A 14,494-nucleotide genomic window follows, 5' to 3' on the forward strand; every position below is an offset into this window, starting at 1 on the left:
GGAACGTTGCGTATTTTTGCAGACGCAAACGTTTGCGCTACTTACAAGTATACTCCTTTTCAAGCATAATTGCAAGCGTTTTTAAAAAACTTTTTTGATTATTTTTAAGGAGACTAACCCATTTTAGCAAAGATAACTTATACTCAATGAAAATCAAAGAGCAAACTAGGAAACTAGCCGCAGGCTGTACTTGAGTACGGCAAGGCGACGTTGACGCGGTTTGAATTTGATTTTCGAAGAGTATTAAAACTATCTAATCCTAAAGTTTGAGCCTCATGGGACAGTCTAAAAAGTGCAAAACCTCCTTAGAAAACTTGAATTTAGATGCAAGAAGACACAAATGTCTATAGAAAATAGATAGGGATTAGAAACAGGGAGGTAGACCCTCCTAATTTCCCTCTTTAGACAGATTCCATCTATTTTTTATTAAAAATACTGTATTCTTATCTATTTCATACTTTTCTTCTATTAAAAAGCAAAATCATGCTATCAAATCAAGCTTAAAATTTTTTTAAAATTTTTAACAAAAACACTTGCAACCGTTTTCTATTTGTGCTATACTAAGCTCATAAAGGAAAACGTTTGCGTTTTCCTTATCAATAAAACTTGTTATTCTTTAGGAGGAATACACTATGTCATCTAAATTCACGAAGAGCGCTGCTGTGCTTGGAACTGTTACACTTGCTAGCTTGCTTTTGGTAGCTTGCGGAAGCAAAACTGCTGATAAGCCTGCTGATTCTGGTTCATCTGAAGCCAAAGAACTCACTGTATATGTAGACGAAGGATATAAGAGCTATATTGAAGAGATTGCTAAAGCTTATGAAAAAGAAGCAGGCGTAAAAATTACTCTTAAAACTGGTGATGCTCTAGGAGGTCTTGATAAACTTTCTCTTGACAACCAATCTGGTAATGTCCCTGATATTATGATGGCTCCATACGACCGTGTAGGTAGCCTTGGTTCTGACGGACAACTTTCAGAAGTGAAATTGAGCGATGGTGCTAAAACAGACGACACAACTAAATCTCTTGTAACTGCTGCTAATGGTAAAGTTTACGGTGCTCCTGCCGTGATCGAGTCACTTGTTATGTACTACAACAAAGACTTGGTAAAAGATGCTCCAAAAACATTTGCTGACTTGGAAAACCTTGCTAAGGATAGCAAATATGCCTTCGCTGGAGAAGATGGCAAAACTACTGCCTTCCTAGCTGACTGGACAAACTTCTACTATGCATACGGACTTCTTGCTGGTAACGGCGGATACGTATTCGGTCAAAATGGTAAAGATCCTAAAGACATCGGTCTTGCCAACGACGGTTCTATCGCAGGTATCAACTACGCTAAATCTTGGTATGAAAAATGGCCTAAAGGTATGCAAGATACAGAAGGTGCTGGAAACTTGATCCAAACTCATTTCCAAGAAGGTAAAACAGCTGCTATCATCGACGGACCTTGGAAAGCTCAAGCTTTCAAAGATGCTAAAGTAAACTACGGAGTTGCAACTATTCCAACTCTTCCAAATGGAAAAGAATATGCTGCATTCGGTGGTGGTAAAGCCTGGGTCATCCCTCAAGCCGTTAAGAACCTTGAAGCCGCACAAAAATTTGTAGACTTCCTTGTTTCAACTGAACAACAAAAAGCCTTATACGATAAGACTAATGAAATCCCAGCTAATACTGAAGCTCGTTCATACGCTGAAGGTAAAAACGATGAGTTGACAACAGCTGTTATCAAACAGTTCAAGAGCACTCAGCCACTGCCAAACATCTCTCAAATGTCTGCAGTTTGGGATCCAGCGAAAAACATGCTCTTTGATGCTGTAAGTGGTCAAAAAGATGCGAAAACATCTGCTAACGATGCTGTAACATTGATTAAAGAAACAATCAAACAAAAATTTGGTGAATAACAAATTTGTTCAAGGGGGGTGGAAATCAAATCCCCCTTTGAATTTATCAATAGAAACACAAATAATTTAGCTTTCTTATAAAAAGCGGTATCCTATGAAAGGAGTTATTATGGAAAAGCAACAACCTAGTAAAGCAGCCCTGCTGTCTATCATTCCTGGGTTAGGACAGATTTACAATAAACAAAAAGCTAAAGGTTTTATCTTCCTTGGTGTAACCATCGTATTTGTCCTTTACTTCCTAGCACTTGCAGCCCCTGAATTGAGCAACCTCATCACTCTTGGTGACAAGCCAGGTCGTGATAATTCCCTCTTTATGCTGATTCGTGGTGCCTTCCATTTAATCTTTGTAGTTGTTTATGTACTCTTTTATTTCGCAAATATCAAAGATGCACATACGATTGCAAAACGCATTAACAATGGAATTCCAGTTCCACGCACACTCAAAGACATGATCAAAGGGATTTATGAAAATGGCTTCCCTTACCTCTTGATTATTCCATCTTATGTTGCCATGACTTTTGCGATTATCTTCCCAGTTATCGTAACCTTGATGATCGCCTTTACTAACTATGACTTCCAACACTTACCACCAAACAAGTTGTTGGACTGGGTTGGCTTGACAAATTTTAGTAATATCTGGAGCTTGAGTACCTTCCGTTCTGCCTTTGGTTCTGTTCTTTCTTGGACTATCATCTGGGCTTTGGCAGCCTCTACTTTACAAATCGTAATTGGTATCTTCACAGCTATCATTGCTAACCAACCATTTATCAAAGGAAAACGTATCTTCGGTGTTATTTTCCTTCTTCCTTGGGCTGTTCCAGCCTTCATCACTATCTTGACATTCTCAAACATGTTTAACGATAGTGTCGGAGCTATCAACACTCAAGTATTGCCAATCTTTGCTAAATTCCTTCCTTTCCTTGATGGGGCTCTTATACCTTGGAAAACAGACCCAACTTGGACTAAGATTGCCTTGATTATGATGCAAGGTTGGCTCGGATTCCCATACATCTACGTTTTGACTTTGGGTATCTTGCAATCTATTCCTAACGACCTTTACGAGGCAGCTTATATTGACGGTGCTAATGCTTGGCAAAAATTCCGCAACATCACTTTCCCAATGATCTTGGCTGTTGCAGCACCTACTTTGATTAGCCAATACACCTTCAACTTTAACAACTTCTCTATCATGTACCTCTTCAATGGTGGAGGACCTGGTAGTGTCGGAGGTGGAGCTGGTTCAACCGATATCTTGATCTCATGGATCTACCGTTTGACAACAGGTACATCTCCTCAATACTCAATGGCGGCAGCTGTTACTTTGATTATCTCTATCATTGTCATCTCAATCTCTATGATCGCATTCAAGAAACTACACGCATTTGATATGGAGGATGTCTAAGATGAATAACTCAATTAAACTCAAACGTAGACTGACTCAAACCCTTACTTACCTCTACTTAATTGGCCTATCAATCGTGATTATCTATCCACTTTTGATTACCATCATGTCAGCCTTTAAAGCAGGTAATGTCTCAGCCTTTAAACTGGATACTAATATCGATCTCAATTTTGATAACTTTAAAGGCCTCTTCACTGAAACCTTGTACGGTACTTGGTACCTCAACACTTTGATTATCGCCTTGATTACTATGGTTGTTCAAACAAGTATCATCGTACTTGCTGGTTATGCCTACAGCCGTTACAACTTCTTGGCCCGTAAGCAAAGTTTGGTCTTCTTCTTGATTATCCAAATGGTGCCAACCATGGCCGCTTTGACAGCCTTCTTCGTTATGGCGCTTATGTTGAACGCCCTTAACCATAGCTGGTTCCTCATCTTCCTCTACGTTGGTGGTGGTATCCCGATGAATGCTTGGCTCATGAAAGGCTACTTCGATACAGTACCAATGTCTTTAGACGAATCTGCAAAATTAGACGGTGCAGGACACTTCCGCCGCTTCTGGCAAATTGTTCTTCCACTTGTTCGCCCAATGGTTGCCGTACAAGCTCTCTGGGCCTTCATGGGACCTTTTGGGGACTACATCCTCTCTAGTTTCTTGCTTCGTGAGAAAGAATACTTCACAGTTGCCGTTGGTCTCCAAACCTTCGTTAACAATGCGAAGAACTTGAAGATTGCCTACTTCTCAGCAGGTGCTATCCTCATCGCCCTTCCAATCAGTATTCTCTTCTTCTTCCTACAAAAGAACTTTGTTTCAGGACTTACAAGTGGTGGCGACAAGGGATAATATATCCCCGCCACCCTTTTTCATTTTGAAGCCTATTGATGAGGATTATGAAAAATGTTCTCTCAACAAGCAATTTTTCTCCTAGACTTGAAATAAAGTACATTTCTCTATATAATAATACTCATATAGAAAACACCTTTTAGAAAGATACCTATGCTTCCATATCCATTTTCCTATTTTTCAAGTATTTGGGGATTTCGTAAGCCCCTATCCAAACGTTTCGGGCTCAACTGGTTTCAACTTCTCTTTACCAGTATCTTCCTTATCAGCTTGTCGATGGTACCCATTGCCATCCAAAACAGCTCACAGGAGACTTATCCCCTAGAAACCTTTATCGATAATGTCTATGAACCATTGACAGATGAGGTTGTCCAGGATCTCTCTGAGCATGCTGCAATTGTTGATGGTAAATTTACTTATACAGGAACTGCCAATCAAACACCTTCTGTTGTGATTGGCCCCAGTCAAAGCAAGGAATTACCTAAGGACTTGCAACTGCATTTCGATACAAATGAGCTGGTCATCAGCAAGGAAAGTAAGGAACTGACCCGCGTCTCTTATAGAGCGATTGATACTGAGAGTTTCAAAAGCAAAGACAGCTTAACCCAAGCGATTTCTAAAGACTGGTACCAACAAAATCGTGTCTATATCAGTCTCTTCCTAGTTCTCGGTGCTAGCTTCCTCTTTGGTTTGAATTTCTTTATCGTCTCTCTAGGAGCTAGTCTTCTCCTTTATATCACTAAGAAATCACGCCTCTTTTCATTTAGAACCTTTAAAGAGTGCTATCACTTTATCTTGAACTGTTTAGGATTGCCAACTCTGATTACACTTATTTTGGGACTATTTGGTCAAAATATGTCAACCCTGATTACTGTACAAAACATTCTTTTTGTTCTGTATCTGGTCACTATCTTTTATAAAACACATTTCCGTGATCCAGATTACCATAAATAGGAGATTTTTATGCCCGTTACGATTAAAGACGTGGCCAAGGCTGCTGGTGTTTCACCTTCAACCGTAACCCGTGTTATTCAAAATAAATCAACCATTAGCGACGAAACAAAAAAACGCGTTCGCAAGGCTATGAAGGAGCTCAATTACCATCCCAACCTCAACGCTCGTAGCTTGGTAAGCAGTTATACGCAAGTTATCGGCTTAGTTCTTCCTGATGACTCAGACGCCTTCTACCAGAATCCTTTCTTTCCATCGGTTCTACGTGGCATCTCTCAAGTCGCATCTGAAAATCACTATGCCATTCAGATAGCAACAGGGAAAGATGAGAAGGAGCGTCTCAACGCTATTTCACAAATGGTCTACGGCAAGCGTGTAGATGGGCTAATCTTTCTCTATGCCCAAGAAGAAGACCCTCTCGTAAAACTCGTAGCAGAAGAACAGTTCCCCTTCCTTATCTTAGGTAAATCTCTATCTCCTTTCATCCCACTTGTCGACAACGACAATGTTCAAGCTGGTTTTGATGCAACCGAATATTTCATCAAAAAAGGCTGCAAACGCATTGCCTTTATCGGAGGAAGTAAAAAGCTCTTCGTGACCAAAGACCGTTTAACAGGCTATGAACAGGCGCTTAAACATTACAAACTTACCACTGACACCAATCGCATCTACTTTGCAGACGAGTTTCTGGAAGAAAAGGGCTATAAATTTAGCAAGCGATTATTCAAGCACGATCCACAAATTGATGCCATCATCACAACCGATAGCCTCCTAGCCGAAGGGGTCTGTGACTATATTGCCAAACACCAACTGGATGTCCCTGTTCTCAGCTTTGACTCGGTTAATCCCAAGCTCAATTTGGCAGCCTATATAGATATCAATAGCCTAGAACTTGGTCAAACATCATTTGAAACGATTCTTCAGATTATCAATGATGCTAAAAGCAATAAACAAATTTGTTACCGCCAGTTGATTGCCCATAAAATTATAGAAAAATAAAAACCAGCTCACGCTGGTTTTTTTGGTCACTAATTATCTATCTCAACAAATCTTCCTAGAATATGAACATTTTCCGAGACAGAGACAAAGGCGCTTGGATCCACTTGTGTCATAATCTGTTTAAATTCATTAAACTCTGCACGTGTAATGACAGTGATTAAAACTGCCTTTCTCTCGTGATTATAGGTTCCTTCTGCATCATGGATCATGGTTGCTCCGCGGTGCAATTTTTTATGGATTTTCTCAATTACTTTATCTGGATGATTGGTCACAATCATAGCCTGCATGCGTTTTTGCTTGGTAAAAACAGCGTCTGTTACACGGCTAGAGACAAAGATGGTAATCATAGAGTAGAGAGCGTATTTCCAACCAAAGGTCAAACCTGCTATCAGCATGATGGTCCCATTTACCAAGAGAGAAATACTACCGACATTCTTACCTGTTTTCTTGCGAATAGTCAGGCTGACGATATCCGTCCCACCACTGGAGATATTGTTTCGAAGAGCAAAACCAATCCCCAAACCCATAACAACACCCCCAAAAAGGGCATTGATAATGGGATCCTCCGTCAAGGTTGCCACAGGGACAAACTGGATAAAGAAGGAACTCATAGACACCGTGATAAAGGTAAAGACAGTAAACTTATGGCCAATCTGATACCAAGCTAAGACCATCAAAGGGAAGTTAATGGCGTAGAAGGTTAGCGAAATCGGAATATGAAAACCAAACCAGTGATTACTCAAGGCAGAGATAATCTGTGCCATACCTGTTGCACCACTCGAATACACATGCCCTGGTTGGAAAAAAAAATTAACTGCTACTGCTGATAAAAAACCATAGACCAGAGAGGCCGAAATCTTCTCATCATATTTTTCGCGAGAGATGCTTTGTAAGACACGTAAAATTTTTATCTGATAAGCAAAGCGGCGCAGATAATAGCGCCACCGCTTAATTCGTTTTGCTTGTTTCATCTTCTTCTACTTGTAAGCTGAGTTCCTCTAGTTGTTTGAGTGCTACTGTTGATGGAGCTTGTGTCATTGGGTCACTTGCCTTGTTGTTCTTAGGAAAGGCAATGACTTCACGGATATTTTCTTCTCCTGCTAAGAGCATGACAAAGCGGTCAAGCCCGATAGCCAAGCCACCGTGTGGTGGGAAACCATAGTCCATGGCTTCAAGAAGGAAGCCAAACTGGTCATTTGCTTCTTCGGCTGAGAAACCAAGAGCCTTGAACATGCGTTCTTGAAGGTCTTTTTGGTTGATACGAAGACTACCACCACCAAGTTCGTAACCGTTCAAGACGATATCGTAAGCAATGGCACGAACCTTAGCCAAATCACCTTCTAATTCGTGAGCTGTTTCTTCCTGTGGAAGGGTAAATGGATGGTGGGCACTCATGTAACGGTCTTCTTCTTCAGACCATTCAAACATTGGCCAGTCAACCACCCAAAGGAAGTTGAATTTATCATTATCAATCAAGCCAAGCTCTTTGGCAATACGTCCACGAAGGGCACCAAGAGTTGCATTCGCCACTTCAAGCGTATCTGCCACAAAGAGAACCAAATCCTTATCCTCAAGCGCAAGCGCTGCTGTCAATTCTGCTTGGATGCCAGTCAAGAACTTGGCAACTGGTCCATTTAATTCTCCATCAACTACCTTGACCCAAGCAAGACCTTTGGCACCGTACTGTTTGGCTACTTCCGTCATCTTGTCGATGTCTTTACGTGAATAGTCGTCCGCAGCTCCTTTGACCACAATGGCTTTTACAGCAGGTGCTTCTGAAAAGACTTTAAAATCAACACCCTTGACCACTTCTGTCAAGTCCTGAAGCAACATGTCAAAACGGGTATCTGGCTTGTCAGAACCGTAAAGAGCCATCGCATCATCGTATTTCATACGAGGGAATGGTAGCGTTACTTCGATGCCTTTTGTTTCTTTCATCACGCGCGCAATCAAGCCTTCTGTAATATCTTGGATTTCTTGCTCCGTAAGGAAAGACGTTTCCAAGTCGACCTGAGTGAACTCAGGCTGGCGGTCTCCACGCAAGTCCTCATCACGGAAACATTTAACGATTTGGTAATAACGGTCAAAACCAGCATTCATCAAGAGCTGTTTCGTGATTTGTGGACTTTGAGGAAGGGCGTAAAAATGCCCCTTATTAACACGAGACGGCACTAAATAATCACGCGCCCCTTCAGGCGTTGACTTAGAAAGGAATGGTGTCTCCACGTCGATAAACTCCAACTCATCCAAGTAGTTGCGGATAGAGTGGGTCACCTTAGCACGAAGTTTGAGATTTTCCAACATTTCTGGGCGACGAAGGTCAAGGTAACGGTAACGCAAACGTGTATCGTCATTGGCCTCAATGCCATCCTTAATCTCAAATGGGGTTGTCTTAGCTGTATTAAACACTGTCAGAGCTGTCACGTTCAACTCAACTGCACCAGTTGGCAACTTATCATTGGCTTGCTCACGCGCAGCGACCTGTCCAGTCACCTCGATAACAAATTCGCTACGAAGGCTTTCAGCTGTTGCCATGACCTCAGCAGATACTTTTTCAGGGTTGATAACCAACTGCATGATTCCTTCACGGTCACGAAGGTCGATAAAGATCAAACCACCAAGGTCACGACGACGGCCAACCCATCCTTTCAAGGTTATTTCTTGTCCGATGTGTTCCTCACGAACACGACCAGCATACATACTACGTTTCATTGTTTCTCTCCTCTTTTATTCTGTTACTATTTTACCATAAAAGCGCAGGCTCTTCATGAAAATCAGCAGAAAAGTTTGCCAGTCTTTAAAAATCAAGTGAAGACTCTAAAAATTAGCGCCCATACAAAAATCCGATGAAGTTCATCGGACTCTTTTATTTTGAATTGTTGCCTGCTTTACGCTTTTCAGCAATTTCGGCTGCCTTTCGAGGCAAGACAATTTCCGTTATGTAAGCTGTCCCAAAACGCAAGACACCTGCAATAGGGGCAAAGACAACTGCTAGATAGTTGTAGAAGAAATCGCCCTTAAAGGCATAAGCTAGCGCCCCAATGATGAAAAATAGAACAACTGCTTGAATCACTGCTAATAAAATTACTCGTTTCATGTGACCTCCTGACTCTATTATAGCATGAGAATCATCAAAAAGCTGACTAAATTATTCAAAGCGTGGAGAGAAATACTGTAGACCAGACCTTTTCGGCTTACATAAGCCAAGCCCAAGCTAAAACCAAGACTAGTATAGACTAAAAATTGTTGCACATCACCTGGGAAATGAATCAAGGCAAACAGAACACTAGACACCAGAAGAAACAGAACCTGTTTGCTCTTATCCTGCTTAGGAAAGAGATAGCGTGCCAACATCCCTCTAAAGATAAGTTCTTCCGTCAAAGGAGCAAAGACCACCACCATAAAGAAACCAAATGCAGGCTGTTCCACTGTCAGTTGAGATACGATTTGTTGACTGACCGACGGATCTTCTGGTAAAAAGAACTGGGCTGTAATAGCCACTAGCAAAACCAGAGTAGGCAACCAGATATGACGATTAAAAGCAGTCGTCTGGATACTAACCTTTTCTGTCTGATACCATCTGTAAACTCCATAAACATAGGTCCCTGACAGGGCGATATAAAGTGGTAAGACTCCAAAGATTGAAGCTCCTAGTCCAAGAGCTGACAGAGCCATACTCTGAACCAGACCATAACCAAAGAAAAAGGATAGAACAGCTAGAAGAAACCAGCCAAAATTTTTAAGTAATTTCATAAAAGTCTCCTATCTTGCTTTATAACTGTTTTTCAATACAAAGAGGTTTGCTATCCCTAACACAAGTACCCAGGCAAGTAACATGCAGATATTAGAAAAGGATATTTCCCCACCTTTTTGATTTAAAAGATTTACAATAGGACCAACGAACGAGTAATCCAACACTTTTTGAGCCGTATCATTTTGAAGAGCAATTATGGGTAAAAAAGATACGATTAGCATAGGAAAGATACTATAGACTTGCGCTTTAGACTGAGTATCTGACACCGCACCGATTAGAAGGTTGAGAAAAATAATACTAATCGTTGCTAGAATCAAATAGATAGCATAGGCAACTAAATAACCAGATACATCTACTTTAAGATAGATGGGAAGTACAGTCATAGCAACCAACATTATCAGAATAGGGAGAACAAGCATACTGAAAGTATATTCTGTTGCTGTCACACCACTTAGGATGAGTGATTTAAGATTTCGTTTTTCCTTATCTTCTGCCATCATAATCGATACCATATAACCACTTCCCATGCTCAAGACCATCGTCAAGCTAGCAGATAGTAAAAATAGGCTCAATTGTCCATTCTTATTTAAAAATTCATTATATAAAACAGCAATACCAAAAGGCATCAATAAAGTCGCCAATAAAGTTGAATTGCTGATAAGAACTTGTAATCTTAACCATAGTAGGGCATTTAATTTTCTAAACATCTAACTTTTCTCCTGTCAATCTGATAAAGATTTCTTCTAGTGTCGGCTCACAAGAGTGAACCACCATCAAATCTGTCGTGTCTAAATGTGGCAATTCTTCAAATGGAACTATCTGTTCTCGTCCATCGTTATAAACCACATGTACTTTCTTATCCACATGATACTTCTGGATAATATCTTGTGGACTTCCATACTCTATTAAGTTTCCCTTATTTAAAAGAGATAAGCGATCACAAAGCAGAGTTGCTTCATTCATATCATGCGTGGTCAGAAAGATAGTTGTCCCCGCATGCTTTAATTCTTGAAGTAGGGTATGAATCATCTTAGATGTTGTAGGGTCTAAGCCACTGGTTGGCTCATCAAGGAAGAGAATCTTAGGTGCATTCAGAAGGGCACGAGCCAAGAACATTCGTTGTTTCATTCCTGTAGATAGTTTTTCTGCGATAATATCTTTAGCATCTGCCAATCCAACCTGTTGAAGCACCTGAACTACTCTATCTGCCTTGAGGCCATATAACTTAGCATAGATGAGCAGATTTTTATAAAGACTCATCTTTTCATAAAAACCACTGCCATCACTAACAATACCAATTTGTTCCAAATCATTTGAGGTTAAATCTTGAGAATTCTTGCCTAACAAAACTGTTTTACCTTGATCTGCAGCCAACTGTCCTGTTAAGACATTGATCATGGTTGTTTTACCTGAGCCAGAGGGACCAAGAAAACCAAAGATTTCTCCCTCCTTAATTTCAAAAGAAATCTGATGAAGAGCTTTTTTGCTCCCAAAACTTTTGCTTACATTTTCAACACGAATCATAAAAACTCCTTTATTTGAAATAGCGTTTTACCATAGGTAACTGCATCACATTGATATAAACATGGATGGCTCCTACAAGCAAGAAGGCTAGTAACTGAATCTCTCCTGTCAAGAAAGAAATGATAAAAAGAAAAATATATAAGCCTGGTAAGACATATTGGTTTAATTGGAATAAAATTCGAAAACTCTGTTCCAAATTAGCCTGACGCTCCCCTTCATCATAAGAATTTACATACTCTAAGACATCCTTTGGTGTTGAGAAAAATGCCAAATCAAACTGACGAACAATCGCAATGGTCTTAAAAAGATATTTTTGAACACTGAAAATCAGCACTAATCCCAAAAAAGAAAGAGATAAGGTTAGATTGCTTCTATTTGGTACAATCACTTCACTACCTGAGATGAAAAGAGCCAATAAAATCGCTACACTTGCAATATTAAAAGCAATGGTTCCAAACTCGAGATTCCGATACATTTGCACATAATAGGTTTCATTCAGATCATCATCCATTTCCTCTTGATACAAGGAATGAAATTTTCTGCTTTTCTTTAAGAAATTGAATGTCAAAAGAATGCTAATGAAACCTAATACTAAACAAATAGCTGATATCCATGGTATCAAGATTTTTACATCTAACATAATTCCGTGGGATTCGGCAACAGCCTTAAACATCCCTACAAAAATGCCCAAGAAAAATCCCAAGACAACAACCATTAAAAACAACAATCCACGTTTCTTTTTCTTTTCCATATTCATTCTCCTTATTTACTTGCTAGATTTTTGGATTTCTTTTCAATCCAGTCAACGACTGGGATAAGAGCAAAGTAGGCCCAGATAAATTGGTCGCTGTAATAGAGATCAAACCATCCTAGATTTGTTCCAATTAGTAGACACAGGCTGACTAATAGAGCTATGGCAACTACATAATAGATTACTTTATACTTGTTCATCATTTTTCTCCTTCTTCTTCAACCAGTTGAAAATGGACAAGAGGACTAAGTTAACCCAAAATAAATACTTACTTTCAACAAAATAGAACCACCCCAGTAATGTTCCAATCATAGCGAAAGCATTCACAATGAGGGCAAGAACACTCATGTAATAAATCACTTTATACTTGTTCATCACTCGTCCTCCTCCAAGCGAAATACCGATTCGACTGTTTCGTTGAAAATTTGAGATATTTTCAGGGCAATGATAATGGACGGGGTGTACTCATCCCGTTCTAGTAGGCTAACGGTCTGTCTGGAAACCCCTGCCAGCTTGGCTAGGTCGGTTTGATTGAGACCATCGCGAGCCCGAAGCTCTTTTAGACGATTTTTAAGTTGCATGTTACACACCTACTCTCCGTCAAATTCAACTGTTTGGATATCCTCAATACGTTGCAACTTGATTTTTTCTTTTCCCGTCTTGTCTACATATCGTAGCTTGACCCATTCCTCATCAACATCCACAACTTCCCAAAAATTTGTTCCAAATAGTTCTCCAATGATTGTTGGTTTCTTTCCAATCATTTCTTGCAATAATCTTGACATTTCTTTATTTCCTTTCTGTTTTTGCTCAATTCTTTTGATTTTATTCTCTAATTTCTTGACCCTTTGGGTATGATAGAGATAAAACATAATCACAAGAGGTACAAATCCTAATGCCCACATAATCGTTCCTTGCTCCTTTTCTCTTAACTTGCTTATATTGTAACACATCTTTTTCTTTTTGACAAACATATTTGTCAAAAAGTTTATGATTTTTGTCATTTTGCAAAAGAAAAAGGTCAGGAGTAGGTTCCTGACCAGTTTTTCTACTATTAAAAGCCTAATTTTTCAAATATTTCTGAGAAGTTTTGGCTAATTGTCTCAAGTGACACTTGCACTTCTTCTCGGGTTTGGTTGTTCTTGACCGTTACTTGTCCGCTTTCGACTTCACTCTCTCCTAGGGTGATGAGAGTCTTAGCCGCAAAGACATCAGCTGACTTGAACTGAGCTTTGAGTTTACGGTTGAGGTAATCACGCTCTGCTTTGAAACCTTGTTGGCGAAGGGCTTGTACCAACTCCAAGGCCTTGACATTTGCTCCTTGACCCAAGACTGCTATATAGACATCTAGGGCGTTTTCGATAGGGAGGGCCACACCTTGCTTTTCAAGAATGAGAAGCAGGCGCTCTACACCAAGTCCAAAACCAAATCCAGCAGTTTCAGGGCCTCCAAAGTAAGAAACCAAACCATCGTAACGACCACCCGCACAGACGGTCAGGTCATTGCCCTCAATCTCTGTGATGAACTCGAAAATGGTGTGGTTGTAGTAGTCCAGACCACGCACCATATTAGTATCGATGATGTAATCTACTCCAAGATTTTCCAACATCTGACGCACAGCATCAAAATGAGCTTGACTTTCTTCATCAAGGAAGTCCAAGATAGAAGGCGCATTCTCTACTGCTACCTTGTCTTCTTTTTCCTTAGAGTCCAAGACACGGAGAGGATTTTCCTCCAAACGACGCCGGCTATCCTTAGACAAGATCTCCTTGAGCGGTGTCAAATAGTCAATTAAGGCTTGACGATAGGCCGCACGGCTCTCAGGATTACCAAGAGTGTTAAGATGTAATTTGACACCTTGGATGCCGATTTCTTTCAGGAAGTGAGCTGCCATAGCGATTGTTTCCACATCGGTAGCTGGATTACTAGAGCCAAAACACTCAACACCAATCTGATGGAATTGGCGCAAACGTCCTGCCTGTGGACGCTCGTAACGGAACATAGGACCCATGTAGTAAAACTTACTTGGCTTTTGCACTTCTGGTGCAAAGAGTTTATTTTCCACATAGGAACGGACAACGGGCGCTGTGCCTTCTGGACGGAGGGTGATATGACGGTCACCCTTGTCATAGAAATCGTACATTTCCTTGGTTACGATATCAGTCGTATCTCCGACAGAGCGACTGATGACCTCGTAATGCTCAAAAATAGGCGTACGCACTTCTGCATAGTTATAGCGCTTGAAAATCTCACGGGCAAAGCCCTCAACGTACTGCCACTTGGCAGATTCAGCAGGCAAAATATCCTGCGTTCCTTTTGGTTTTTGTAATTTCATAGGGAATCCTCTTTAAACTTAATAGTCTTA

The 14,494-nt window shown here is 40.4% G+C and carries 17 protein-coding genes; 5 read left to right on the top strand and 12 right to left on the bottom strand.

From position 1 onward, the window contains the following. The first annotated feature begins 632 nt into the window (after positions 1 to 632). From OC529_RS02950 to OC529_RS02970, 5 genes are all read left to right on the top strand, one after another. On the top strand, positions 633 to 1,904 hold the full coding sequence (locus OC529_RS02950; RefSeq protein ID WP_173224770.1) for a maltodextrin ABC transporter substrate-binding protein: 1,272 nt from the start codon (positions 633 to 635) through the stop codon (positions 1,902 to 1,904). A gap of 109 nt (positions 1,905 to 2,013) precedes the next feature. Next, positions 2,014 to 3,306 (top strand): carbohydrate ABC transporter permease, encoded by a 1,293-nt coding sequence (locus OC529_RS02955; protein WP_000414952.1) that lies wholly within the window; start codon positions 2,014 to 2,016, stop codon positions 3,304 to 3,306. Between the two features lies 1 nt (position 3,307). Then, positions 3,308 to 4,150, top strand: coding sequence for a sugar ABC transporter permease (locus OC529_RS02960; protein WP_262081437.1), 843 nt, complete (start codon positions 3,308 to 3,310; stop codon positions 4,148 to 4,150). A 153-nt stretch (positions 4,151 to 4,303) separates the two neighbouring features. Next, a complete protein-coding gene (locus OC529_RS02965) occupies positions 4,304 to 5,104 on the top strand; it encodes a DUF1189 domain-containing protein (RefSeq protein WP_262081438.1) in 801 nt (266 codons plus the stop codon). 9 nt (positions 5,105 to 5,113) lie between these two features. Next, a complete protein-coding gene (locus OC529_RS02970) occupies positions 5,114 to 6,100 on the top strand; it encodes a LacI family DNA-binding transcriptional regulator (RefSeq protein WP_262081439.1) in 987 nt (328 codons plus the stop codon). Between the two features lie 29 nt (positions 6,101 to 6,129). Here OC529_RS02970 and OC529_RS02975 read toward each other — a convergent pair whose 3' ends face one another. The 12 genes from OC529_RS02975 to hisS form a co-directional block, all read right to left on the bottom strand. After that, positions 6,130 to 7,071, bottom strand: coding sequence for a YitT family protein (locus tag OC529_RS02975; RefSeq protein WP_000806293.1), 942 nt, complete (start codon positions 7,069 to 7,071; stop codon positions 6,130 to 6,132). Continuing rightward, positions 7,049 to 8,812: an aspartate--tRNA ligase gene (gene aspS, locus OC529_RS02980; RefSeq protein ID WP_262081440.1), complete on the bottom strand. Its 1,764-nt coding sequence runs from the start codon at positions 8,810 to 8,812 to the stop codon at positions 7,049 to 7,051. The genes OC529_RS02975 and aspS overlap by 23 nt, the downstream gene beginning before the upstream one ends. Before the next feature lie 154 nt (positions 8,813 to 8,966). Next, positions 8,967 to 9,197 (bottom strand): hypothetical protein, encoded by a 231-nt coding sequence (locus tag OC529_RS02985; RefSeq protein ID WP_000832181.1) that lies wholly within the window; start codon positions 9,195 to 9,197, stop codon positions 8,967 to 8,969. A 17-nt stretch (positions 9,198 to 9,214) separates the two neighbouring features. Next, entirely contained in the window at positions 9,215 to 9,853 is a 639-nt protein-coding gene (locus tag OC529_RS02990) for a CPBP family intramembrane glutamic endopeptidase (protein WP_196310609.1), read from the bottom strand. Positions 9,854 to 9,862: 9 nt separating this feature from the next. Continuing rightward, complete coding sequence (locus OC529_RS02995; RefSeq protein WP_262081441.1) at positions 9,863 to 10,561, bottom strand: ABC transporter permease; 699 nt, start codon at positions 10,559 to 10,561, stop codon at positions 9,863 to 9,865. Further along, on the bottom strand, positions 10,554 to 11,378 hold the full coding sequence (locus OC529_RS03000; RefSeq protein WP_262081442.1) for an ABC transporter ATP-binding protein: 825 nt from the start codon (positions 11,376 to 11,378) through the stop codon (positions 10,554 to 10,556). The genes OC529_RS02995 and OC529_RS03000 overlap by 8 nt, the downstream gene beginning before the upstream one ends. Positions 11,379 to 11,388: 10 nt before the next feature. Then, positions 11,389 to 12,129: a DUF3169 family protein gene (locus OC529_RS03005; RefSeq protein ID WP_262081443.1), complete on the bottom strand. Its 741-nt coding sequence runs from the start codon at positions 12,127 to 12,129 to the stop codon at positions 11,389 to 11,391. Between the two features lie 11 nt (positions 12,130 to 12,140). Continuing rightward, positions 12,141 to 12,329: a hypothetical protein gene (locus OC529_RS03010; protein ID WP_001046123.1), complete on the bottom strand. Its 189-nt coding sequence runs from the start codon at positions 12,327 to 12,329 to the stop codon at positions 12,141 to 12,143. Beyond that, positions 12,316 to 12,504 (bottom strand): hypothetical protein, encoded by a 189-nt coding sequence (locus OC529_RS03015; protein WP_049513531.1) that lies wholly within the window; start codon positions 12,502 to 12,504, stop codon positions 12,316 to 12,318. The genes OC529_RS03010 and OC529_RS03015 overlap by 14 nt, the downstream gene beginning before the upstream one ends. Continuing rightward, entirely contained in the window at positions 12,504 to 12,710 is a 207-nt protein-coding gene (locus tag OC529_RS03020; RefSeq protein ID WP_001176231.1) for a helix-turn-helix transcriptional regulator, read from the bottom strand. Before OC529_RS03020 ends, OC529_RS03015 begins: the two co-directional genes overlap by 1 nt. A 9-nt stretch (positions 12,711 to 12,719) precedes the next feature. Beyond that, positions 12,720 to 13,184: a hypothetical protein gene (locus tag OC529_RS03025; RefSeq protein ID WP_262081546.1), complete on the bottom strand. Its 465-nt coding sequence runs from the start codon at positions 13,182 to 13,184 to the stop codon at positions 12,720 to 12,722. Continuing rightward, on the bottom strand, positions 13,184 to 14,464 hold the full coding sequence (gene hisS, locus OC529_RS03030) for a histidine--tRNA ligase (RefSeq protein ID WP_262081444.1): 1,281 nt from the start codon (positions 14,462 to 14,464) through the stop codon (positions 13,184 to 13,186). Before hisS ends, OC529_RS03025 begins: the two co-directional genes overlap by 1 nt. Positions 14,465 to 14,494 lie beyond the last annotated feature (30 nt).

The sequence above is a fragment of the Streptococcus sp. Marseille-Q5855 genome, from assembly GCF_946901985.1.
In the GTDB taxonomy this organism is placed as follows: Bacteria; Bacillota; Bacilli; order Lactobacillales; family Streptococcaceae; genus Streptococcus.

Excerpts from the sequence above, each read along its gene's own strand:
- OC529_RS02950 (WP_173224770.1), top strand. The coding sequence starts at position 633 with ATGTCATCTAAATTCACGAAGAGCGCTGCTGTGCTTGGAACTGTTACA.
- OC529_RS02955 (WP_000414952.1), top strand. The coding sequence starts at position 2,014 with ATGGAAAAGCAACAACCTAGTAAAGCAGCCCTGCTGTCTATCATTCCT.
- OC529_RS02960 (WP_262081437.1), top strand. The coding sequence starts at position 3,308 with ATGAATAACTCAATTAAACTCAAACGTAGACTGACTCAAACCCTTACT.
- OC529_RS02965 (WP_262081438.1), top strand. The coding sequence starts at position 4,304 with ATGCTTCCATATCCATTTTCCTATTTTTCAAGTATTTGGGGATTTCGT.
- OC529_RS02970 (WP_262081439.1), top strand. The coding sequence starts at position 5,114 with ATGCCCGTTACGATTAAAGACGTGGCCAAGGCTGCTGGTGTTTCACCT.
- OC529_RS02975 (WP_000806293.1), bottom strand. The coding sequence starts at position 7,071 with ATGAAACAAGCAAAACGAATTAAGCGGTGGCGCTATTATCTGCGCCGC.
- aspS (WP_262081440.1), bottom strand. The coding sequence starts at position 8,812 with ATGAAACGTAGTATGTATGCTGGTCGTGTTCGTGAGGAACACATCGGA.
- OC529_RS02985 (WP_000832181.1), bottom strand. The coding sequence starts at position 9,197 with ATGAAACGAGTAATTTTATTAGCAGTGATTCAAGCAGTTGTTCTATTT.
- OC529_RS02990 (WP_196310609.1), bottom strand. The coding sequence starts at position 9,853 with ATGAAATTACTTAAAAATTTTGGCTGGTTTCTTCTAGCTGTTCTATCC.
- OC529_RS02995 (WP_262081441.1), bottom strand. The coding sequence starts at position 10,561 with ATGTTTAGAAAATTAAATGCCCTACTATGGTTAAGATTACAAGTTCTT.
- OC529_RS03000 (WP_262081442.1), bottom strand. The coding sequence starts at position 11,378 with ATGATTCGTGTTGAAAATGTAAGCAAAAGTTTTGGGAGCAAAAAAGCT.
- OC529_RS03005 (WP_262081443.1), bottom strand. The coding sequence starts at position 12,129 with ATGGAAAAGAAAAAGAAACGTGGATTGTTGTTTTTAATGGTTGTTGTC.
- OC529_RS03010 (WP_001046123.1), bottom strand. The coding sequence starts at position 12,329 with ATGAACAAGTATAAAGTAATCTATTATGTAGTTGCCATAGCTCTATTA.
- OC529_RS03015 (WP_049513531.1), bottom strand. The coding sequence starts at position 12,504 with ATGAACAAGTATAAAGTGATTTATTACATGAGTGTTCTTGCCCTCATT.
- OC529_RS03020 (WP_001176231.1), bottom strand. The coding sequence starts at position 12,710 with ATGCAACTTAAAAATCGTCTAAAAGAGCTTCGGGCTCGCGATGGTCTC.
- hisS (WP_262081444.1), bottom strand. The coding sequence starts at position 14,464 with ATGAAATTACAAAAACCAAAAGGAACGCAGGATATTTTGCCTGCTGAA.